Source organism: Flavobacterium sp. WG21 (assembly GCF_000335775.1).
Classification (GTDB): Bacteria; Bacteroidota; Bacteroidia; order Flavobacteriales; family Flavobacteriaceae; genus Flavobacterium; species Flavobacterium tructae.
This window is the reverse complement of the sequence record NZ_AMYW01000003.1, coordinates 207,839-228,357: the sequence shown is the minus strand read 5'-3', so window position 1 is coordinate 228,357 and position 20,519 is coordinate 207,839. Positions and strand designations below refer to the sequence as shown.

Sequence of the window (20,519 nt, the reverse complement as noted above, 5' to 3'; positions counted from 1 at the left end):
TTTATTTGTTATTTGCTCTTTGTTTTGGGTTTAACCAATTGTCTATTTTGTCAAATAACAAATCAAACAAACTTCTTCGGGTAATTATGTATCTTGCTGTTAAGGTCATTCCTTTGGAAATATTTGCCTTATAACCTGATTTGAGTTGTAAGGTACTTGAATTTAAAGCGCATCGTACCTTAAAAAAAGCCTGATCGTTTTGCAGCGTAATATTACGATCAACATCAATCACTTTTCCTTCTAACAAACCCCATTGGTTGTAGTTGAAGGCATCTATCTGAAATTTGACTTTCTGATTTCTCTTAATAAGACCGATATCATTGGGAGAAACATTACATTCGACAATAAGATGATCTGTCGATGAAATGGCTGCGATAGATTGGGAAGCATTTATAAAGGAGCCTTTTTGAATACCTGAATAGTTTTCGATTGTTCCGGAAACCGGAGCCAAAACAACATAATTATTCGATTCTGCATTTATCTTAGCGACAGCGCCATTCAGGTTCTTTAAGCGATCTTCTAAATCTCTCTTTTGGTTTTCCCAGGTTAATTTTTGCTGACTTATGAAACTTTGCAAGGCTTGTTTGGACAGACGTAATTCATATTCAAGTTTTTCAAAATCGGCCTTGGCAATAATTTCTTTATCATACAAAATTTTATTGCGGTCAAAATTGATTTGTGCCTGCGTGATCTTACTTTGTAATTCATTTTTCCCAGACTGAAATTTCAATAGATCCTCTCGTGCTGTTGTGGTCAATAAATGATTCGTTTTATTCTGCAAAAGTACTGAAACGTCTCTGAGCAGTGCTGAAACAGATTTTGATAAAGTATCCTGAGTCCTTTTATCACTCTCCAAATTTTCTTTAGCAATTTTTAAAAGTGTGTCTCCTTTTCGTACAACTCCGTTATTCTTTAAATTGATCCAATTCACCCTTCCACTAACCATCGTTGCAACAGGTACATTATCGGTTCTACTGCGAACAATACCACGACTCTGACTGCTAATATCCACTTTGATAACAGGCAAAAGTGTCAAGAAAACAATGATAAACAAAAGGATAACAAAATAAATAGAAAAGCTCCTGGTTTTATTTTTAGCAATAAGATTTTCCAGCGTGTTTATTGGGTCTGAACTGAAGTTCATTCTTCTTTTATTTTTAAATATGTCTTCACAAATATAAATATCTGTAAAACCGCATAAATCCTATAACTCCATATATCTGCTTCAAAGCCAAAAACATCATAACCAAATCTTGGTTCAATAATAGATTTAATTAAATGGACAACTGCAGCCGCAGACATCACAATGAGTAATATTTTAACTATTTTTGTTTTCAACTTTTGATTTTATTAAGTTGCATGTATAGATAAAGGAGTCATTTTTTACTATTAAAAGCTTAAAAAACAACTCCTTTTCATTCAGTTTTTCATTCAGTAAAAAAACGAATCTTATGATTAGAGTGCAAAAAGAACGGAAACAGTACCAAATAAATTAGCACATTGCTTAACTGTTTTAGCCAATGCTCTTCCCATTCGATACCCCCATTCTTCGGAAGAACCTCCTTCAATATTCAACATTTCAAATTCGTTTAACTCAATTAAATTTTCCATACTCCTTTTTAATTAAAGATTGTCTAAAAATCCGTTAATGAAGCCTTTTGCAAATTTGAATACCTCTCGACCTGCCCACATAGTACCTCCTGTATATGGCATAGTACCACCTTCAATTTCTTCTACTTCCGGAGCACTAAGCTCTACTAAATTCAAATTTTCTAAATTCATAATTTCTAAAATATAATTAAGGTAATAAATAATATAAAGCCGCTCCGCACACGGTCCCTGTAAAGTAAAACATCACGGGAAAGAATATTAGTGCATAAATTACGTACGCTATTTCGTTGTCTTTTTTACTCAAAAAAGTCTCATTTGTTACATTATTAGGTTTCATATTTCTCCTTTTTCATATTCAAAATAAATGTTTAAAAAATTCTTCAATACTATCCCATTTGTAAAAAATACATAGAAGGAAAATGAAAAGGATTAATTTTTTTTGCCACGATCTTAAATTCTTTCTTTTCAATATTTTTAAATTTGTCTCTCATCGTTTATTTATTTTTTCTTTTCATGAATATAATTACTAACCAACAAGTTTAAGGAAAGTAAATTTTCATGATAAAGACAGTCCCATTATAAATTGTGTGTGCAATTAATGTCATTAAGAATGAGTCCCTTACATTTCTACCCGTTACATACAAACAAGCCAACAACATCCCTGCAACAAAAGCAAAGAAGAAATAAAAAACATTATAGAGATGTGTTGAGGCAAAAACTAAAGCAGATACTAAACAACAATACTTGAGTGCTATTTTTAGGCTTTTGCAAATTTCAATAACCCCGTACTGGAACAAACAAGTCTCAAGAAGCGGGCCGACGATAACAAATAAAACTAGTTTTTCATTAATCGTGTAATTTTCATTAAACCCTTTGCCTAAATCACTACCAAAGAACTCTGCAAGAACGCTAAAAGTATAACTATTAAAAAGGTTTAAAAGAATTACAACTAATACAAGTTGCCATTGTTGAAGATCTTGAATGTTTTTTTTTAGTTTTGAGATCATATGCTATTGAATTCAATAAAGAGACTGTTTAAAACAGCCTCTTTAGATTCTACAAAAAATCATTTTTTAAATTACCATCTTTGGGCAACTTGTGGCTCAATGTCTCGCAAGGAACGATACAAAGAACCGGCTGCGTAGCCAATTCCATAGGCAACATCTCCCCAAAATCCTCCTGCATCTATTGATACCATTTCACTTAACGTTAATTCACTCAAATTCAATTCATTCAAATTTTCCATTTTTTTCATTTTTTATTATTTACTAATGGCTGGCGGCTGCCCAACCTTCTCTAAATCCTTTTTTAATTTCATCCCAATGATCAACAATTTCAGCACCAACCCATCCCCAAAATCTGTTGCCAGCTTCAATTGAAATGAGCTCCTGAGCATTAAGCTCAACTAAGTTTAAATTTTCTAAATTCATAATTTTAAAATTTAAGTGGTTAATTAATAACTTAAACAAAATCATCTTCCCTAGAATCGTTCTGTAAGAACAGACTTACTATACTTCTATCTAATAACATTGGACAGAAGTACTAATTTTTCAAATAACTCCAGAGATATTTAAGTCAATACTTTCTAACTTTTGTTTTTCACAGAGACAATAACCCCTAAATAGATCTGAAAATCATTACAAAGAGAAGGGGCTTCAGGAATAAAACCATTCGTTTTATAAGACATCCCTAAATTAAAATATGCTGATGGTTTCGTATCACTTTTCCCTTTTGAGAATCTCATCGCTAATTCAGATTTCACGCCAAATCCGACTTCTTTTACTTTTGTTCTAAATTCTAAATTTCTCGGTTGCTCCCAAAAATCTAGTGATGAATTCAATAAAAATTTATCTTTGAGGAAAGAGTAATTATACAAGCCAATACCACCTGCTAAAAAAGTATAACTTTTGTTGAAGTACTGCCTGAAATAAGGGTTAAGTTTATATTTATTGCTGATCTTTAAATAAGCGTTTTGTTCTATAAAATCTCCGAAAGGTGCCAAAGAATAACTAACCGAAAAATTTCCGGTGACAATATCTGAAAGCTTATAATTTCTACTTTTCCAAAGATTTGGATTCAAAAAATTAACTAATGACATGTACCCTATCCTCCTTGCATATAATTTCTCTTCTGTGGTTAAACCTCCTCTTTGAGTATAACGATAAAACTCCATAGATGGTCTATGCAAATGCCGAATCATTCCGTATATATCATGTCCAACAATATCACGATCAAGTTCATTACTGTCAGCTTCTTTAATTTTCGTTTTTGAATCATAGAAACTGGTCAAATAATAAAATTGAGTAGCCAATTTTCTTATTACATAATCTGGATACAGAACTTTATAATCTTCTTCATTAAAACTAAAGTACCTATCTGATTTTCTCAAATAAGCATAATCTGATTCCAGTCCGGCTGTATGAAGTCTAATGTAATTGGGAAAAGAGTTATTCCTTAAATTGACAAGCGTTTCATTGGTTACTCCTGTTACCTTAGCTACTAAATTTTTATCTATAAAAGGTTTGCTGATACTTCCTATCCCTAGTTCAGAAAGTACAGACTGATGACCCGCTTCATGGGTAATTGCCTGTCCAATTAAAGAGGTAAAGATCAATAATCCTGTTCCGTATAATTTTTCTTCTTTTTTTGTATTCTGTGGATTGTTTATTTGCCCACCTATAAAACGAATAGAGTTTAGCATTACGTCGTTGCTTTGATCCATGGTAAATAAGTAAGACTTTCCTTCATACAAATTATAATTATAGTACTTTGTTTGAGCACTATTTATAAACGGCATTATTAGAAAAACAATAAGTATTTGTTTCATAAATTACTAAAATAATTTTTCTATAAAAATGACTATTCACTATTTGCGTTACAACAAAAAAACATTAAAAATTAAATGCAAAAAAGGTCCTTTTTTGACATTAATCCAAAAGATCAAGAAGCAGACGTGTTCCCAAGGCAACTAAAAAAACTAAGCCCCACATAAAACCTCCAGAGATTGCCGCTTGTTCTTGGACAGATATTTCTGTAACCCCAATTTTATCTAAATCTATCATAACTTATATTTTTAAGTTGTTAACATATATGCAATAGCTCCTATAAGAACTCCTACAAGAATTTCTAAAAGAAACCCTCCTTCAATCTCTTCCATTTCCTGAGCATTAAGCTCAACTAAGTTTAAATTTTCTAAATTCATAACTTTAAATTTTAAAGTGTTAATTAATTCTGCGGTTTATTTTTCCCAAAAACATTATACAAACCATACAGGGAATTTTACTTTGTATTTTAATCCAATTATTGATTTTGAGAAATCATGAGAAATGTGGAAGTCGGTATTAATAACATTCCCCCACCTTTTACTATTACACTAAAAAAACTTTATGAAATGTAAACTTTCTTTGTATCTTAAGTTTTTTCATTTAGTCATATTACTGCCTAGCATAAACAATTTCACATGCTCTTGATATTCCCATAAGGTCAGCATGACCAGAAAATCTAATAAATTCGCCAACTCTATAAGCAAAAGTAACTCCACCTGAAATTTCTTGTGCTTCACTAAATTCTAATTCCATTAAATTTTCCATAATTTAATAGTTTTATATTTAAAAATAGCTTTTAAAAAACTCTTCAATAGTATTCCATTTTGAAAGGATATAAAAGATCAAAACAAAAACAATAATATTTATAATATTTTTTTTAAGTTTCTTTCTGTCAATATTTTCAAATTTACTTTTCATTGAATACTTTACTTTAAATGTCAATTTGCAATTAATTATATTGTTATGATTTCTCTCAAAAATTACAACAGAAAGAAATACGAATAATTCCTTTATACTTTTCGCTCTTTCGCTCTAATTCTAAAATAAGCATAGATAAAAAGAAAAGAAAATATTAATTTATAAATTCTATAAACCCAAATATGAACTACAAAAAAAAATAACTCTTGTACGCCATCTTTAAATAATGATGTAATGAATCCAATACCAAATAATATTCCCAGAATTAAAAAACCATATGTAGATAATTTCATAAGATGCGATATTTTTATATTAGTAATAGTGATAAAAATTCAATCACTACAATTACTTTTAAAAAAAAGTACTAAGTTATTTAATGTGTGGTTGTCTTTAAGACAACCACACATTAACTTAAAGCATAGATGCAATACAAAGTACACATGCTGTTACTAGGAGAGCCTTCCCTGCATAATGACCAATCTGATAGGCTATACCATCATGCCCCCCTTCAATTTCAATTAATTCATTTAAATTAAGTTCTGTTATTCCAATAATATTTTCCATATTTAAAAAATTATAAGTTTGTAATAAATTTAAAACGCATCTAATAGTCCCCTAAAAAAATCAATCATTTGATGAGATAAATATGGTGCGGGATTATGACTACTGTAAGGTGGACATCCCCCTTCTACTCTCAGTATTTCATTAGCATTAAGCTCAACTAAATTCAATTTTTCTAAATTCATAATTTTAAATTTTAAAGTGTTAATTAATTCTGCGGTTTATTTTTCCGCACCCTTGTTTTTTTAGATTCATTACTTTTTGAATCATGGTATAGTAATGGCCAATTCCATTTAAGAAAACAATCTAATTCTTGCAGTGACGTCGAACCGTAAAATAATCTCCATTTTCCTACCAAAACTAGGTAAACACTTCAATACTTACAAAAATAGAATATCGAAATTCCTGAATTTCGATATCAAAATCAGAAATATCACACGAATACCGACACAACAAACTAAAAGTCAACACATTACAAACACAATATCATACTAATTTTTAATGAGTTTCATTGCTGCTTTTTAGCAATAAACTATACTTTTGTAAGAAAAAAAAGAAAAAAAATTATGATTTCTTATATGCACTACAATCTCAAATTTTTATTACTCTTTACAACTCTACTATGCGCACAAAATCCAAAAAAAGACCTTATATATAACACACCCTATTTAATTCTAGAAAAAGAGAACCTGATACAATCACTCACCAATGATCAAACCAAATCATATTGGAGTATTGGTGTATTATTTCTATTGGTAATTATTACAACATTTTTTGGGTTTTATCAGTATCGAATCAAAAAGAGACAGTCATCTCAATTTGAAAAAATAATAGATAAATCAACGAATAATGAAATACAAACCGTTGAAATAAATAAAAAAGAAGCCAAAGCAACTAAATCTGGAATAGAAGGTATTGGTATTAATGAAGAATTAGTGGAACAGATATTAGAAAAGCTAACTCACTTTGAACTAACAAAAGGATACTTATTATCAAGCATTACCGTTCAGTCGCTTTCTGATACTTTTGAAACTAATAGTAAATATATTTCCAAAGTAGTCAATAGCTGTAAAGAAAAAACATTTGTTCAATATATTAATGACCTAAGAATCGAACATGCCTTAGAATCTTTAAAAAAGGATCCCAAATTACAAAAATATACCATTCAAGCATTGGCTATTGAGTTCGGCTTTAATAATGCTGAATCATTTTCTGCCGCTTTTTATAAAAAATCCGGTATTAAACCCGTTTATTTTATAAAACAACTCGAGAAATTAAGCGAAACATAACCAACTATAAATAAAAACAAAACTTCATTATCAGAATCCATTAATTAAGAAAGCTGTTAATTTTAGGTTCTGCAATATTTCTTATCAAGCCATATCCATATGATCATTAACAGGCAATATACTTCTAAACAAAGAACCTATAATCATTGGTATCGTTATACAAAACTTTATGTTACAAAAAGTAAAATCAGTCCTCATACATTTCCATCCACAAACGGGTCTCCTCCAAATCCAGTTCCTTTTCAATTTTCCTGAAAATCTCTTCGTGAACAGAACCGGTTTTATGCATCCATTCGAGTTTGTCACGCTCTATGTTTAAAAGATCTATCTGGAGTTTGGTAAAATCATTGAAAATCTCCCCTCCCAAAACCTTTCCTTTTCCGAAGAAATTAGCCGGAAGTTCCGTTTTTTGAAGACGATTGAATTTGACTTCGTATTTGCTTTTTATGTTGTGCAGTAAATCATCGTTAAGCAAAGAAAAATTATCCTCGATGTGGGTAATGGTTTGCGAAACAATAGTATTTCTGATTTCATATTCTTCGGCAAGAATTGAATACGGTTGCACTTTTAGCTTTTTAATCAGCCAGGGCAAAGTAAGTCCCTGAATGACCAAAGTCGAAAGTATCACACAAAAAACCAGATAGATGATGAGGTTTCGTAAAGGAAATTCGGTTGTTTTGTTCATCATTAACGGTAAAGCCAGCGCAGCTGCCATGGATACTACACCTCGCATTCCGGACCAGCCGAAAATAATCATATTGCGATAATCAAATTCTTCTTTCATACGGATTCTTTTACTAAGCATTCTCGGAAGCAGAGTTGCCGGAACCACCCATAAGAACCGAACCAAAATTACGACTACACTTATCGAAGCGCCCCAAACAAACAAGGACCAACCCGAGTAATCTCCAATTCCGGCAATAATTTGTCGCAGCTGCAATCCGATTAAAATAAAAATCAATCCGTTTAAAATATTGGTCAAAACACTCCAGATCGTTCCGGCCATAATTCGACTTTCGTGCGTAAAAATTGTTCCGGATCGGGCTGACAAATAAAGTCCGGTAGCAACTACGGCTAAAACTCCTGAACATTCAAAATGCTCTGCGATTAAATAAGAGGCAAAAGGCGTTAGCAAAGTCAAAGTAGCTTCGATCACCTCATCACAAACAAATCTTTTGTGAATATAACACATAATATACCCCACAGCCAAACCAATTGCGATTCCCGCTACAGACATTACAACAAAGTTTAACCCCGCCTGCCAAAGCACAAAATTACCGGCCGTAATTGCGGTTAATGCATATTTGTAAGCTACCAGACCACTGGCGTCATTCACCAGACTTTCGCCTTCAAGAATGGAGATTAATCTGGGATGCAAACCCAATCCTTTGGTAATAGAAGTCGCAGAAACCGCATCCGGAGGCGAGACTATCGCGCCTAATAGAAAAGCCAAAGGCCAGGAAATATCATCAATAAGCAGGTGCGCTGCAATCGCTACTGCCACCGTGGTAAACAAGACCAAACCTACAGCTGCCAAAGTAATAGGCCGGATGGTTTGTTTAAAATCGGACCAGCTTGTATACCAGGCGGCGTGGTATAAAAGCGGTGGCAAAAAGATAATAAAAACCACCTCAGGACTTAAAGCAATTACCGGAAGTCCGGGAACAATACTAATCACCACACCACAAAGCACTAGTACAATGGGAATTGGAAAATTGTATTTTTTACTAACGAGGCTCAAAAAAGCGACTCCAAATAGTAACATGATGATTACTGTAATATTTTCCATCTTCGAATTGTTTTGGTATTTCGGTTATACTACTACGAATATACTATTTTTACGACTTTAGTTAGAATTATGTTTCTAGGGGTTCCTTTTTTAGCCACGGATTACATGGATTAAAAAGATTCTTTTCACACATGTCTAAAAACTAGGTATCACCAATATTAAAATACCTTTTATACAAAATTTAAAATCCAAATAATCGTTTTAATCTGTGGCAAAAACAATTGCCAGCGGCAGATAAAATCAGAAGTGATAAAACTCATTTAATCAAATTTTGTTACATCCGACCTTATAAATACTTTAAAAAAAATTACATTTGAACCTTAATTCATATCCCAAATTATGATCCTGAAAAGAAATTTTATCGGTGTACTCGCCTTACTGGCTGTCTTATTTCATGCACCGATTGCCTATTCTCAAACGACTTCTCCAAAAACAGAGACTAAATCAAAACTATTTGAAGAAACCACTACGGATAGTGACTATCTGATGGCTATTGAAAAAGCGGGAGAGGTTTTGGAATCTGCGCATAACGATACTGAATTTGATGGAAACAGTCATCGTTTGTTTGGTGAAATCAAAGGAACGCAAAGTAAACTTGATCTTATTCTGGCCAGCCTAAAAGGAGCAAATCCGAATGTACGCAACCAGCAAATGTATCGCATTGTACTGAAAGAAATTGAGCTGGAACTTGACGAACAAAATACAGCAATCAATTCTCGCAATCTGGCACTTGAAAAAATCAAAAACAGGGTAATTGATTTGCGTAAGGATAAAACCCTGATGGGACTTTTGAAAGACACCCTTCGCCGCAAGCAATTTAAAAGTGAATTTGCGAATCTGAAAAAAAGATACTTGACTACCGACAGTCTGATGACCAAGAATCAAAGTATTTTAAACCACAATAAAAGATTAACGGTTGAAAGAAAAATTGCAGTCTCTAATGCCTTAATTACTGTAGAGAGCAAACTGGAAAAATCCGGAATCAGTATGCTTAAAAAAGAATATCCAGTTTTATGGAGTACAAACGATTCTGTTGCAAAAAAGATCGTAGGTAAAAACATTAAAGCCAAAATAATTATTGAAGAAAACGTTGCGGAATATTATTTAAGTTACAGAGCCGGCGGCTTAATCACATTGCTTTTATTGATGGGAATATTGGGTTGGTACATTTCCCGCAATTTAAAATACCTCAACAGTAATGCACATGCCGAAAACCTGTCTCAGCTTAACTTCAAATACATCAATAGAGGTGTTGTTATTCCGGTTGCTGTCATTGGTCTTAACATTGCTGTAGTTAGCAATTTATATGCTCCGGCCCTATTTATTGAATCGATTCAGCTGGTTCTTCTGGGATTACTTACAGTACTTTTTAAAAATAAATGGTCGGCCGTTGCCATTCGCAACTGGTTACTTCTTTTGGTATTGTTTTTTATGCTGTGTTTCTTAGACTTGTTTATCCCTGTTGGTTTTATGCAGCGTTGTGCCTTTATTGTAATCAACCTCTTCGGAATCCGCTATGGTTTCGTGCAGATCAAAACCTTAAAAGATCAGTTGTACATCAAAGGCTTTTTTAAATGGGCCACCATCATTTTTATTGGTCTGAATGCTTTATCCATTTTCGATAATGTTCTCGGAAGAGTTTCACTTGCCAATATGTTAAGTCTTACTGCTTTTATATCGCTAACGCAGATCGTGGCACTGAGTGTACTTTTAAAAATTGTACTCGAAATTATTCTTTTACAAATTTACACGACCCGCATTAAACGCGGTATCGAGAAAATCTTTGACCATGAAAGCTTATCTGATACACTAAAAAGACCATTCATCATTGTCATCAGTTATATGTGGATTGTCGTCATTGCAGCCAATTTAAACATTTGGGAATCACTGCGCACCGGTTTGGGTTCGCTACTAAGTCATCCAAATACGATTGGAAGTATCACTTTTACGCTGGGCAATATTGTCTTATTTTTTATCATCATCTGGGTTGCGCATTTATTACAAAACTATGTGGCTTATTTCTTTGGAGAAATTGACGATGAAAACGAAGAAACGATCAATAAAAGACAGCATTCTAAACTACTCATCACAAGGCTTGTGGTTTTAATAAGTGGTTATCTTTTGGCTGTAGCTGCTTCGGGAATGCCTCTGGACAAACTGAGCATTCTACTGGGAGCCTTGGGTGTTGGTGTGGGTCTTGGACTTCAGAATGTCGTTAATAATTTCGTCTCAGGTATCATCCTGATTTTTGACAAACCCATTCAGATTGGAGATGTCATCGACATTAGTTCTGAATCTGGCCGGGTAAAATCGATGGGATTGCGTACCACCAAAATCAACTCTTCAAACGGTGCCGAAATCATTATTCCGAACGGTAATTTGTTATCCCAAAATATTACGAACTGGACCTATACCGACAATTTTAAACTCGTTGAAATAACAGCCGAAGTAACTGGTGATGTTATGCCGGAAGCAATCAATGCGATTATTCTGGAATCGCTCGAAAGTATGGCATTGGTCAATACGACAAAAGTTCCGCAAATTTATTACAGCGCCATTTCTGATGGAAAATTCAAACTGCAAATAAAATTCTGGTGTAGCATTTACCGTACTGAAGAAACGATCAGCAATGCAAGACAGGTTCTTTTCAGTAATTTTAAAGAAAAAGGTTTAACGCTGTCTACCTAAACATACTCCTACTTTTCGAATTCAAAGGAATAAAAAAAACGGAAATGACTTTCTTAAAAGTTATTTCCGTTTTTTTATTTAATCTTCTAATGAACTCATTTACCTCTTTACATATTTATTCAGGATGTAATGTGTTACAGGTCGTAACGGACTATTATTTTCCGGATGTCTGCCGTGTGCATCAAAAAATTCAACTCCATTTGCCGTCTTAGCATACCATATAATCGCTACTCCGTTTTTATCAAAATAAGTGGTCGTATCACAAACCTTAATCTTTTTAAGATTGACAAGCGTTGGGTCTATTATTTCAATATTTGCAGATTTAGCCAGCCCTTGTATCTTTAAATCACAATCTACCATCTCATAATGGTCGCCCGACCATTGCATGCATTCCTTATCCTGAAAAGCATAATAAGTACTTATACTTATTAAACACAGGAAACTAACAATTCCCATAATAACAAGTTGTCTTCTTGTCGGAAATTTAGAGTTAGGATTAGGGACAGGATTAGAGTCAGAATCAGGACTTTTTTCAACATTTACATTTACAAATGAATTGATTTGTGGTTTTATGACTTCAATACCATTTATTTCCTCTGTCCCGTTTACTTTTTCTCTTTCTTTTCTATCCAGAAATGTTTCCAGAATTCCAGAACCCTCACTTTGTTCCTTTTGTGGATTCAATACTTCTAACTTGTCCTCATCTTCAAGTTGAACCTCATCTTCAAATAATTCCTGAATTCTAAATTTATTAAAAGGTCTTGCCTTGAAATCTACCAGGATTGCAGCCATATTTACCGCATCAACAATTGCAGGATCTGATCCTCCTTTAAAAAATTTTTCGATAGGTCTGAATTTATCGATTTGCTCCTCAAACTTGTTCTTTTTATTCACATCAAAAGCCAGTCCTAACAAAGAACTAAAAACATTTAAATCGTCCTGATTTCTATTTTGCTGCTGAAATAACTCCCAACATAAATTGCGGAGTTTTGCTCTGGTAGGACTATTCAAATAAACAAAATGATCGTTGTTTTTTTCTATCTCATATTTCTTCTTAACCGCTTTTTTGTAATCTTCAAAAGTATTGTTTGGCATGATATCTTAGGATTTTTAAGGATTTGTCAATTGGATTTTCAAGGACTTTTACGGAATTATAAGGACTTCAAAAAATACATCGGAATTCCCGGAATTCCTTATCAATACAGGCTTACAAGCGTCGTTACTTTGCCTTCAGAATCAGTTAACGTTTTGATCTGCAGGTCAAAAACAAATGTACAAAACTAGTTCAATTAAAAAGTGCGGAAAACCGTAAAACGGAGTTTATCCGGGAAGTATAAATGAAAATTTTACGGCCTACGCACTTCACTTCCCAACAAAATTGGCATCGCCATAACAAGATTCAGAAAAGTTCTGAACGGGCATGCCGCATATAATTTTTAAATCCAAAAACCATGAAAAATTTATATTTGATGGGAGCAATTGTGCTTCTTAGTGCCTCTTTATACTCTTGCACCGCTGACGAATACGATACAGCAAAAACAAATGACAAACCTGCAGTACCTGCATATGCTGACGGTCCCGGAGATCAACCCATAACAGTTCCGCCACCACCACCACCAACAAAATAATGGCAAATTAGATTATTACATTTACAATTAATTACTATTTTTAGGGGAAAGTAACTTTTATGGTACGATCCCCTTTTTTTTATTTTTTATTTTTCCTGCTGCTTCTTTCCTGCAAAGAAAAAACCGTCGATACTATTGATACTACCTCAACTAAAAAAGAGGCAAGAGGGTATCTCAGTAAAGGGATGGAAAATTTTCAGAATAAAAATTTTAACACTGCATTCTACCAATATAATAAAGCAAAAATAGCCTGCGAAACCTTAAAAGACAGTGCCAATATTGTATACAGCCTGATTCAGATGGCTAATATACAGCAGATCAACGGAGATTATTACGGCAGCAAAGAAACCCTAACTGAAGCACTGCCCTATCTCAAAAAGAAAGATGTGTATAGTGCTGCCATTAATAATTCATTTGGCATTGCTGACAAAGAACTCTCTATCTATAATGACGCTATTTTCTTCTATAAAGAAGCTTTAAAAGACTGTACCGATGATGCATCCAGACAATCTCCCTTAAATAACATTGCCGTTGTTTACATTCAGCAGAAAAAATATACTGAAGCGATCAACATCTTAAACACCATATTGGATAAAAAACTCTTAGATAAGGAACCTCCTAAAAAAGCAAGGGTTTTAGACAATCTGGGCTATGCCTATTTTAAAATGGGTGAGACAGAAAAGGGATACTCCCTGATGAACGAAGGGCATAAAATGAGAACTCAGAGTGAAGATTTCTATGGAAGTATCGAGAGTAATTTACATTTAGCCGAATTTTATTCCAAATCAAATTCCCAAAAATCTAACCAATATGCTCAGGCAGCCTATCAGCTTGCAACACATTTCAATAGTGTTGATGAACGCTTAAGGGCTTTGTCCTTTTTAATGTCTAATGATTCCGGAACTAAAAACGTACAGTATGCCCAAAAGTTCATTTTCCTGAACGACAGTATTATTAAAATCCGAAACAATTTTAAAAATAAATTTGCTAAAATTAAGTACGATTCTAAAAAAGAGAAAGATGAGAATCAGAAACTTCGTTTAGAAAGAGCCGAGAACTTGCTTTCAATTCAGGAAGCCAAATACCAAAGGGCGTTTTTTATAATCGGAATAGCTGCTTTGTGTCTTTTACTATTGTATTTGAGAAAATTTTATCAAAACCGAAACCGAATCGAAAAATTAACAGCGGCATACGATACCGAAACCCGGATTGCCAAAGACATTCATGACGAATTGGCAAATGATGTTTTTAATACCATCACCTTTACACAAACACAACCGCTGGAAAGTACCCATATAAAAGACAATTTAATTCAGAAACTGGATCAGATCTACAATCGGGTTCGTGGAATTTCAAGAGAAAACAATGAAATTGATACGAAATCCAATTATGCGGTTAACTTAAAAGAAATGCTTTCGACTTATAACAGTCCTACTACAAACGTCAGTATTAATACTATTGAAAAAGTAAGCTGGGACGCCGTTGACGATGTTAAAAAGGTTGCTATACATCGGGTGTTACAGGAATTAATGGTCAATATGAAGAAACACAGTCAGGCATCGGTAGTCGTTTTAAAATTTGAAAATACCGCCAACAAGATACTTATCAACTACACCGATAACGGCAAAGGCTGTGAAAAAGATAAAATAATCAAAAATGGCCTTCAAAATATGGAAAACCGTATTCTGGCCACAAAAGGAACTATTACTTTTGACACTGAACCCCACAAAGGTTTTAAAGTAAAAATAACACTGCCTAAATAAATAACTTATGTTTAAAAAAGTACTAGTTGCCGAAGATCTTGATACTATGAATTTAGGAATTGAACAAGTCCTGAAGGATTTAAATATCAGCCATTTTCAACAATCAAAATATTGTGATGAAGCCTTTCTCAAAATACGGAGAGCAATTCAGGATGATGAGCCTTATGACTTATTAATTAGCGATCTTTCCTTCAAGACTGATCATCGCGAAGTAAAAATTGCTAACGGAGACGAACTGGTTCAAAAAGTACGTGAATTACAGCCCAATATTAAAATCATTGCTTATTCGGTCGAAGATAAAAGTTATCGCATCAAATCACTTTTTGAAGATGCAAAAGTGGATGCTTTTGTATTAAAAGGTCTCAATAGCATCCAAGAACTGAAAAAAGCGATTCATCTTATTTTTACTTCAGATCAAAAATTTATTTCGCCTGAGGTTGCTTCTGCACTTCAGGAAAAAAATAATTTTGAAATCGATGATTTAGACATACTCATTCTAAAACATTTATCGCTCGGAACTCTTCAGGATGATATCATAGAAACGTTTAAAGAGATGGGAATAAAACCCAATAGTAAAAGCGCCATCGAAAAAAGAATTTCGAAACTGAAAGATTTTTTCAAAGCCAATAATACCATTCATTTGGTTACCATTACCAAAGACATGGGAATTATTTAAGATCCCTGATTTTTAATCCTACCTATTCAAAGCTCCTTCGGGAGCTTTTTTTATGGTCCAATTTTAAATTTTCCAGATTATGGATTTCCGTAAAATACTGGTTCTTAATGAACCTACATTTGATAAAAATAAAAGAATGATTCGTTCAGATCAGCTATTATTAGAATTACCCTAACGCAAATAATAATTTAAAAAAAACCAATTATGATAAACGATTTAAAAAAATTCTTAAACGAAGAACAAGACCCAAAAGCAGTTGAAAAACTATTAACCAAAGTCAATGGATTACTCACCTCAGGTGAACATGTAGAATACATAGCAGTACAAAAAAAACCGGCCTTAAATTTATCTCCTGACTGTATTGCCTTAACTAATAAAAGAATAATCTTCTGTAGGCCGAAAAATTTAGGTTTGTCAATGGATTTTCAGGATTATGCCTGGAAAGATATTTTAGATTGTCACATGAAGGAAGGAATTATGGGTGCAACTTTTACTATGAAGACGACCACAGGAAAAATGAACATGCTTGATTATTTGCCAAAGTCACAGGCTAGAAAATTGTATCAATTTGCTCAGGAAAAAGAAGAAGAAATGATTGTTTACAGACGCGAACGCGATCTTGAAAACAAGAGAGCAATTGCTGGAGGAGGAATAACTGTAAATACCGGGACATCAGTTCCTCAAAGTACAGAGCAAAAAGAAGATCCTATTGAAACACTTAACAAACTCAAAAAATTACTGGAAGGCGAAATCATTTCGCAAATAGAATTTGACTCAAAAAAAACAGAAATATTATCTAAAATGTAAATTATGAAAAGTAAACTAACTGCAACAATTTTAACTTTCTTTCTTGGAGGACTTGGAATTCACAAATTCTATTTAGGAAAATCAACACAAGGAATAATGTATATTTTATTTTGCTGGACATTAATCCCCTCGATACTAGCTTTCTTTGAATTTTTCGGATTGTTATTTATGTCCGATCATTCCTTTAATGTGAAGTACAATAATGGATTCTAGCTTTTAAACACATTAAAAAAATATGCTTAATAATTATAGAATCTTCTATAAAATCTCATTTCTACTTCTAACATTAGGAATGTGCTCATGCCATAAAAAATTACCTCCTCAAAAAATAAACACTTTTTATCAGGAGGTAATTACTCCGGCAGATCGCCAGACTATTAATCCCGAAGAAGCCAAAACCTACCACATAGACACTGAATATCAATATAAATACCGCACAGGCACTTCAGGGAATTATGAATACAACTATAACGTAAAAGGGGTTGATATCAAAGGAGATTCGGTTTTTGGAAACATCAATGTAAAAGGAAAATATGGCGCAGGAATCTTAATGTTTGATACCATTCCTGATCTCGAAATTAAAACAGAATGGATAGAACATGGAAAACTAAATGCCACAGATTTAAAAGGGAATACTTATCAACTAGTCGTTCAGTAGCCAATTTCCCAAAAACCTATTCTTATGAAATACACTTTACTTTTTATATTTTTAACCTCTTTTCATCCTTTTGAAGCGAAAGTATTTATCTGTGGCCCAACAGGTGCCAAAAAATACCATTACAAGGAAAATTGTCGTGGTCTGAGCTCCTGTCGTAGTGAAATTTCCAAAGTGTCTGTTAAACGTGCACAGGGCCTTGGACTCACCCTTTGCGGTTGGGAAGACTGACCTTATCAAAGCGATAGAAATTCTTTTAAACATTTGATAATAATCACTTTACATTTAATTCACATTAGTTTTATTAATTTGAATAAAACTAAACGTTATGAAATTCTTTAATCTAAATTTTCTAGTTTCATTCAAAGAATGGCTTTTTTTAAGAGCAATGCAATCTTCTTTCCTTCATTAACAAATTACAATTTTAAAAAGGAAAGTACAATTGAATGAATAAAGTTGAGACCTCATTTTTGCATAAAAACCAATTTGGAGATGATTTCTTGTGGGGTGTTTCAACCGCCGCTTTCCAAATTGAAGGCGCACATGATACCGACGGAAAAGGTCCTTCTATTTGGGATGTTTTTACTTCTCAGAAAGGAAAAATAAAGAACGGACATCATGCTTCAAATGCTTGCGATTTTTATAATTCGTACCAAAACGATATCGATTTAATTCGTGAGCTGAATATTCCGAACTTTCGATTTTCGATCAGCTGGCCCCGAATCATGCCTACCGGGGTTCCTCCAATTAATCAGGCCGGAATAGCCTATTACAACAAAATCATTGACGCTCTGCTCTCGTCCGGAATTGAACCGTGGATTACACTTTACCACTGGGATCTTCCACATGATTTAGAGCTAAAAGGAGGCTGGACCAATCGCGAATCGGTTAACTGGTTTTCGGCCTACGTTGAAATCTGTGTCCAAAGTTTTGGTGACCGGGTTAAAAACTGGATGGTAATCAATGAACCCTCCGTTTTTACAGGTGCGGGGTATTTTCTGGGCATTCATGCTCCAGGAAAAAAAGGCATTACCAACTACCTAAAAGCTATGCACCATGTCACTTTAGCTACCGCAGCAGGTGCCAAAATAATACGAAATCGTATACCGGACGCTCATATTGGAACAACTTTCTCCTGTACACATATTGAACCCGCAACTCAGTCTTCTAAAGACATCGAAGCAGCGAAACGGGTAGACACTTTATTAAACAGAACTTTTATCGAACCCATTTTAGGAATGGGTTATCCCCAAGGCGATTTACCGGTATTAAAGAAACTTAATGCTTATATTGTAGAAGATGATCTCAATAATTTGTCTTTTGACTTTGATTTTATTGGTCTGCAATGTTACACCCGCGAAGTTGTAAAATCATCTTTACTTATTCCGTATATCGGTGCCGAACTAATCAGTGCCGAAAAAAGAAATGTCATTTCAACCGATATGGGATGGGAAGTTTACCCTCCTGCTCTTTATGAAGTACTTAAAAAATTTAATGCCTACAATGGTATCAAAAAGATTATTATTACCGAAAATGGCGCCGCTTTTCCCGATACTCTAAAAAATGGAAAAGTATATGATATTAAGCGCACGCACTACATTCAGGACCATTTGGAGCAAATTCTGAAAGCTAAAAAAGAAGGTCTAAATGTTGACGGTTATTTTGTTTGGACACTTACTGACAATTTTGAATGGGCCGAAGGTTACAACGCCCGTTTTGGATTGATACACGTAGATTTCGACACCCAACAAAGAACCATCAAGCATTCGGGATTGTGGTTCAAAGATTTTTTGTCTTAAGATAAACGCTGAATAAAATAATTTTGCTCCACTTCCATTGACGAAATCAGAACAAATTTTATTGGCTTAAAAAGTAAAAAATACGACACCGAAATCTTATAAAATTCCTGTGTTAAAAAGCAAAAAAAACACCAAAAACCCTTGATTTCATTAGGTTTACTGGTGTTTTTTTCTTATCTTTATAGTATAAATAACAGCCAATATATGCCGAAAAACACACTCTTTACACGCCTGAATTTTGTTTCAAAAAATGATTCATTTTACTTCTTCCTGCATTTTATTTTTCAAAATGCTTCTCTGTTTTATTTCAAAACTATTCCGTTTGGTCTTTTTTGCGCACAAAGTATAAACGTGCAGAAGACACAAAAGCGACCGCCCCGACTGTAGCTGTAATTATTTTTCGTGGATAGATTTTCTTAACTATTTTTCTTGAGAGTACGTACTTAAAATTATAGAAACGATTTCCTTTTTCAGAATAACTTTCCACGAGATTGCCTTCTTCGAGGTTACCTTCTTCGATGATCTCGACCTCAGCAGCTGCATTAATTTCGACAACACTTATCATGTGTTTGACCTCATTAATTCGACACTTTTCATTGTACTTTTTAAAAGGGCGTGGTTGAAAGTCTACCATAATTGCTGCCAGATTTATGGCATCAATATTTGATGGATCAGTCTCTCCTTTAAAAAAAGTTTCGATCGGTCTGAACTTATCTTTTTGTTCATTAAACTTATTTTTTCGTGTATGATCAAAATCTAAACACAATAAATTTCTGAAAACATTTAAGTCGTCCTGAGTCGGGTTATTTTCAAAAATAATCCAACACAAGTCACGGAGCTTTGCGCGCGAAGGGTTGTACAAATAATCAAAGTATTCACCTTCTTTCTCGATCTCGTATTTGCTCTTAATCGCTTTTTTGTATTCTTCTAATGTCTGGCTATGCATGGTATTTTTTTGGGAATTTTCGGGAATTGTTGGGAATCTCAGGAAAACGAGGGAATTCTGGGAATCCCCTACCATTAAAGGCTTTAAAGTGTCTTTTCTTTGCCATAGAAATTAGTTCAAGTTTTATCTGCAGATTAAAACAAAAATATAAAACTAGTTCAAATTAACAGTGTAAAAAAAACCGTAAGACCGATTTTATTCGGGAAGTATAAATAACGTCTTACAGTTCTACACATTGTACTTCCCAAAAAACCAAAATTGGTATTGCCCTAACCAACCTCCGGACTATTTCCGGTCAGCAATACCCATGTCTAATTTCTAAATCTAAATAATATGAAAAAGCTAATAATTTTTATCGCTTTCACGATACTATTCACCATGTTCTCCTGTACACCTGATGAATATGAAACTCCAACCAAACAGGAAACAAAGAAATCTATTGATCCTGCAAAACCAACTTTTGCTGATGGTCCTGGTGATGACAAAAATCAACCACCACCTCCACCAGAAATTTAATAAATATATCTTTGTAGTATCTAATTAATTACTATTTTCGGGGAAAGT

Annotated in this window: 27 protein-coding genes; 11 read left to right on the top strand and 16 right to left on the bottom strand. The window is 33.6% G+C overall.

Features of this window, described 5'->3' with window-relative positions:
• Position 1: 1 nt before the first annotated feature.
• From C245_RS0104170 to C245_RS24340, 13 genes are all read right to left on the bottom strand, one after another.
• A complete protein-coding gene (locus C245_RS0104170; protein WP_017495324.1) occupies positions 2–1,144 on the bottom strand; it encodes an HlyD family secretion protein in 1,143 nt (380 codons plus the stop codon).
• Positions 1,141–1,338: a hypothetical protein gene (locus C245_RS0104165; RefSeq protein WP_017495323.1), complete on the bottom strand. Its 198-nt coding sequence runs from the start codon at positions 1,336–1,338 to the stop codon at positions 1,141–1,143. The genes C245_RS0104170 and C245_RS0104165 overlap by 4 nt, the downstream gene beginning before the upstream one ends.
• Positions 1,339–1,455: 117 nt before the next feature.
• The gene (locus C245_RS24185) at positions 1,456–1,611 is read right to left on the bottom strand and encodes a hypothetical protein (RefSeq protein WP_017495322.1); all 156 of its coding nucleotides are present in this window, start codon (positions 1,609–1,611) and stop codon (positions 1,456–1,458) included.
• Positions 1,612–1,623: 12 nt separating this feature from the next.
• The gene (locus C245_RS24475; protein WP_232424321.1) at positions 1,624–1,767 is read right to left on the bottom strand and encodes a hypothetical protein; all 144 of its coding nucleotides are present in this window, start codon (positions 1,765–1,767) and stop codon (positions 1,624–1,626) included.
• Between the two features lie 383 nt (positions 1,768–2,150).
• Positions 2,151–2,618, bottom strand: a complete 468-nt coding sequence (locus C245_RS0104145; RefSeq protein WP_017495319.1) for a type II CAAX prenyl endopeptidase Rce1 family protein — start codon at positions 2,616–2,618, stop codon at positions 2,151–2,153.
• 261 nt (positions 2,619–2,879) lie between these two features.
• Positions 2,880–3,041 carry a hypothetical protein gene (locus C245_RS24345; protein WP_017495317.1) on the bottom strand — a complete coding sequence of 54 codons (162 nt, stop codon included), beginning with the start codon at positions 3,039–3,041 and terminating at the stop codon, positions 2,880–2,882.
• A gap of 155 nt (positions 3,042–3,196) precedes the next feature.
• Positions 3,197–4,438, bottom strand: coding sequence for a hypothetical protein (locus C245_RS0104130; RefSeq protein ID WP_157495773.1), 1,242 nt, complete (start codon positions 4,436–4,438; stop codon positions 3,197–3,199).
• Between the two features lie 100 nt (positions 4,439–4,538).
• Positions 4,539–4,673, bottom strand: a complete 135-nt coding sequence (locus tag C245_RS24685; RefSeq protein ID WP_017495315.1) for a hypothetical protein — start codon at positions 4,671–4,673, stop codon at positions 4,539–4,541.
• An 11-nt stretch (positions 4,674–4,684) separates the two neighbouring features.
• On the bottom strand, positions 4,685–4,813 hold the full coding sequence (locus C245_RS23905; RefSeq protein ID WP_017495314.1) for a class IIb bacteriocin, lactobin A/cerein 7B family: 129 nt from the start codon (positions 4,811–4,813) through the stop codon (positions 4,685–4,687).
• A 232-nt stretch (positions 4,814–5,045) separates the two neighbouring features.
• On the bottom strand, positions 5,046–5,201 hold the full coding sequence (locus C245_RS24170) for a hypothetical protein (protein WP_017495313.1): 156 nt from the start codon (positions 5,199–5,201) through the stop codon (positions 5,046–5,048).
• A gap of 245 nt (positions 5,202–5,446) precedes the next feature.
• A complete protein-coding gene (locus tag C245_RS0104105; protein WP_017495311.1) occupies positions 5,447–5,647 on the bottom strand; it encodes a hypothetical protein in 201 nt (66 codons plus the stop codon).
• A 118-nt stretch (positions 5,648–5,765) separates the two neighbouring features.
• Positions 5,766–5,918 (bottom strand): hypothetical protein, encoded by a 153-nt coding sequence (locus C245_RS24165; RefSeq protein ID WP_017495310.1) that lies wholly within the window; start codon positions 5,916–5,918, stop codon positions 5,766–5,768.
• A gap of 29 nt (positions 5,919–5,947) precedes the next feature.
• Positions 5,948–6,100: a hypothetical protein gene (locus C245_RS24340; protein ID WP_017495309.1), complete on the bottom strand. Its 153-nt coding sequence runs from the start codon at positions 6,098–6,100 to the stop codon at positions 5,948–5,950.
• A gap of 393 nt (positions 6,101–6,493) precedes the next feature.
• Here C245_RS24340 and C245_RS23575 point away from each other — a divergent pair, with 393 nt between their 5' ends.
• Entirely contained in the window at positions 6,494–7,204 is a 711-nt protein-coding gene (locus C245_RS23575; RefSeq protein ID WP_017495308.1) for a helix-turn-helix domain-containing protein, read from the top strand.
• A 187-nt stretch (positions 7,205–7,391) separates the two neighbouring features.
• Here C245_RS23575 and C245_RS0104085 read toward each other — a convergent pair whose 3' ends face one another.
• A complete protein-coding gene (locus tag C245_RS0104085) occupies positions 7,392–8,993 on the bottom strand; it encodes a Na+/H+ antiporter (protein WP_017495307.1) in 1,602 nt (533 codons plus the stop codon).
• A gap of 339 nt (positions 8,994–9,332) precedes the next feature.
• On the opposite strand from C245_RS0104085, the gene C245_RS0104080 reads away from it, so the two are divergent.
• Entirely contained in the window at positions 9,333–11,681 is a 2,349-nt protein-coding gene (locus C245_RS0104080; RefSeq protein WP_017495306.1) for a mechanosensitive ion channel family protein, read from the top strand.
• 99 nt (positions 11,682–11,780) lie between these two features.
• Here the strand turns inward: C245_RS0104080 and C245_RS23570 are convergent, their stop codons facing one another.
• Positions 11,781–12,776: a hypothetical protein gene (locus C245_RS23570; protein WP_017495305.1), complete on the bottom strand. Its 996-nt coding sequence runs from the start codon at positions 12,774–12,776 to the stop codon at positions 11,781–11,783.
• A gap of 356 nt (positions 12,777–13,132) precedes the next feature.
• On the opposite strand from C245_RS23570, the gene C245_RS24335 reads away from it, so the two are divergent.
• The 8 genes from C245_RS24335 to C245_RS0104040 all read left to right on the top strand — a co-directional run bounded on the left by C245_RS24335 (position 13,133) and on the right by C245_RS0104040 (position 19,009).
• Positions 13,133–13,309, top strand: a complete 177-nt coding sequence (locus C245_RS24335) for a hypothetical protein (RefSeq protein WP_017495304.1) — start codon at positions 13,133–13,135, stop codon at positions 13,307–13,309.
• Positions 13,310–13,368: 59 nt separating this feature from the next.
• Complete coding sequence (locus C245_RS0104065) at positions 13,369–15,072, top strand: tetratricopeptide repeat-containing sensor histidine kinase (RefSeq protein ID WP_017495303.1); 1,704 nt, start codon at positions 13,369–13,371, stop codon at positions 15,070–15,072.
• A 7-nt stretch (positions 15,073–15,079) separates the two neighbouring features.
• Entirely contained in the window at positions 15,080–15,748 is a 669-nt protein-coding gene (locus tag C245_RS0104060; protein ID WP_017495302.1) for a response regulator transcription factor, read from the top strand.
• A gap of 204 nt (positions 15,749–15,952) precedes the next feature.
• Positions 15,953–16,555: a PH domain-containing protein gene (locus tag C245_RS0104055; RefSeq protein WP_017495301.1), complete on the top strand. Its 603-nt coding sequence runs from the start codon at positions 15,953–15,955 to the stop codon at positions 16,553–16,555.
• 3 nt (positions 16,556–16,558) lie between these two features.
• Positions 16,559–16,768: a TM2 domain-containing protein gene (locus tag C245_RS23900; protein WP_081603505.1), complete on the top strand. Its 210-nt coding sequence runs from the start codon at positions 16,559–16,561 to the stop codon at positions 16,766–16,768.
• A 22-nt stretch (positions 16,769–16,790) separates the two neighbouring features.
• Positions 16,791–17,213, top strand: coding sequence for a hypothetical protein (locus C245_RS0104050; protein ID WP_157495772.1), 423 nt, complete (start codon positions 16,791–16,793; stop codon positions 17,211–17,213).
• Positions 17,214–17,237: 24 nt separating this feature from the next.
• The gene (locus C245_RS23895; protein WP_081603504.1) at positions 17,238–17,441 is read left to right on the top strand and encodes a hypothetical protein; all 204 of its coding nucleotides are present in this window, start codon (positions 17,238–17,240) and stop codon (positions 17,439–17,441) included.
• 215 nt (positions 17,442–17,656) lie between these two features.
• Entirely contained in the window at positions 17,657–19,009 is a 1,353-nt protein-coding gene (locus tag C245_RS0104040) for a GH1 family beta-glucosidase (protein WP_017495299.1), read from the top strand.
• 313 nt (positions 19,010–19,322) lie between these two features.
• Here the strand turns inward: C245_RS0104040 and C245_RS0104035 are convergent, their stop codons facing one another.
• A complete protein-coding gene (locus C245_RS0104035; protein ID WP_051041430.1) occupies positions 19,323–19,955 on the bottom strand; it encodes a hypothetical protein in 633 nt (210 codons plus the stop codon).
• Positions 19,956–20,288: 333 nt separating this feature from the next.
• Here C245_RS0104035 and C245_RS24155 point away from each other — a divergent pair, with 333 nt between their 5' ends.
• Positions 20,289–20,471, top strand: coding sequence for a hypothetical protein (locus C245_RS24155; RefSeq protein ID WP_035746157.1), 183 nt, complete (start codon positions 20,289–20,291; stop codon positions 20,469–20,471).
• The last annotated feature ends 48 nt before the right edge of the window (positions 20,472–20,519 follow it).

Coding starts and splice junctions, on each gene's coding strand:
- C245_RS0104130 (WP_157495773.1), bottom strand. CDS start 4,438: ATGAAACAAATACTTATTGTTTTTCTAATAATGCCGTTTATAAATAGT.
- C245_RS24335 (WP_017495304.1), top strand. CDS start 13,133: ATGAAAAATTTATATTTGATGGGAGCAATTGTGCTTCTTAGTGCCTCT.
- C245_RS23905 (WP_017495314.1), bottom strand. CDS start 4,813: ATGAATTTAGAAAATTTAAACTTAGTTGAGCTTAATGCTCAGGAAATG.
- C245_RS24155 (WP_035746157.1), top strand. CDS start 20,289: ATGAAAAAGCTAATAATTTTTATCGCTTTCACGATACTATTCACCATG.
- C245_RS24170 (WP_017495313.1), bottom strand. CDS start 5,201: ATGGAAAATTTAATGGAATTAGAATTTAGTGAAGCACAAGAAATTTCA.
- C245_RS24345 (WP_017495317.1), bottom strand. CDS start 3,041: ATGAATTTAGAAAATTTAAACTTAGTTGAGCTTAATGCTCAGGAGCTC.
- C245_RS23570 (WP_017495305.1), bottom strand. CDS start 12,776: ATGCCAAACAATACTTTTGAAGATTACAAAAAAGCGGTTAAGAAGAAA.
- C245_RS0104060 (WP_017495302.1), top strand. CDS start 15,080: ATGTTTAAAAAAGTACTAGTTGCCGAAGATCTTGATACTATGAATTTA.
- C245_RS0104080 (WP_017495306.1), top strand. CDS start 9,333: ATGATCCTGAAAAGAAATTTTATCGGTGTACTCGCCTTACTGGCTGTC.
- C245_RS0104105 (WP_017495311.1), bottom strand. CDS start 5,647: ATGAAATTATCTACATATGGTTTTTTAATTCTGGGAATATTATTTGGT.
- C245_RS24165 (WP_017495310.1), bottom strand. CDS start 5,918: ATGGAAAATATTATTGGAATAACAGAACTTAATTTAAATGAATTAATT.
- C245_RS23900 (WP_081603505.1), top strand. CDS start 16,559: ATGAAAAGTAAACTAACTGCAACAATTTTAACTTTCTTTCTTGGAGGA.
- C245_RS0104065 (WP_017495303.1), top strand. CDS start 13,369: ATGGTACGATCCCCTTTTTTTTATTTTTTATTTTTCCTGCTGCTTCTT.
- C245_RS24685 (WP_017495315.1), bottom strand. CDS start 4,673: ATGATAGATTTAGATAAAATTGGGGTTACAGAAATATCTGTCCAAGAA.
- C245_RS0104050 (WP_157495772.1), top strand. CDS start 16,791: ATGCTTAATAATTATAGAATCTTCTATAAAATCTCATTTCTACTTCTA.
- C245_RS0104035 (WP_051041430.1), bottom strand. CDS start 19,955: ATGCATAGCCAGACATTAGAAGAATACAAAAAAGCGATTAAGAGCAAA.
- C245_RS24340 (WP_017495309.1), bottom strand. CDS start 6,100: ATGAATTTAGAAAAATTGAATTTAGTTGAGCTTAATGCTAATGAAATA.
- C245_RS0104085 (WP_017495307.1), bottom strand. CDS start 8,993: ATGGAAAATATTACAGTAATCATCATGTTACTATTTGGAGTCGCTTTT.
- C245_RS0104145 (WP_017495319.1), bottom strand. CDS start 2,618: ATGATCTCAAAACTAAAAAAAAACATTCAAGATCTTCAACAATGGCAA.
- C245_RS24185 (WP_017495322.1), bottom strand. CDS start 1,611: ATGGAAAATTTAATTGAGTTAAACGAATTTGAAATGTTGAATATTGAA.
- C245_RS0104040 (WP_017495299.1), top strand. CDS start 17,657: ATGAATAAAGTTGAGACCTCATTTTTGCATAAAAACCAATTTGGAGAT.
- C245_RS23895 (WP_081603504.1), top strand. CDS start 17,238: ATGAAATACACTTTACTTTTTATATTTTTAACCTCTTTTCATCCTTTT.
- C245_RS0104055 (WP_017495301.1), top strand. CDS start 15,953: ATGATAAACGATTTAAAAAAATTCTTAAACGAAGAACAAGACCCAAAA.
- C245_RS23575 (WP_017495308.1), top strand. CDS start 6,494: ATGCACTACAATCTCAAATTTTTATTACTCTTTACAACTCTACTATGC.
- C245_RS0104170 (WP_017495324.1), bottom strand. CDS start 1,144: ATGAACTTCAGTTCAGACCCAATAAACACGCTGGAAAATCTTATTGCT.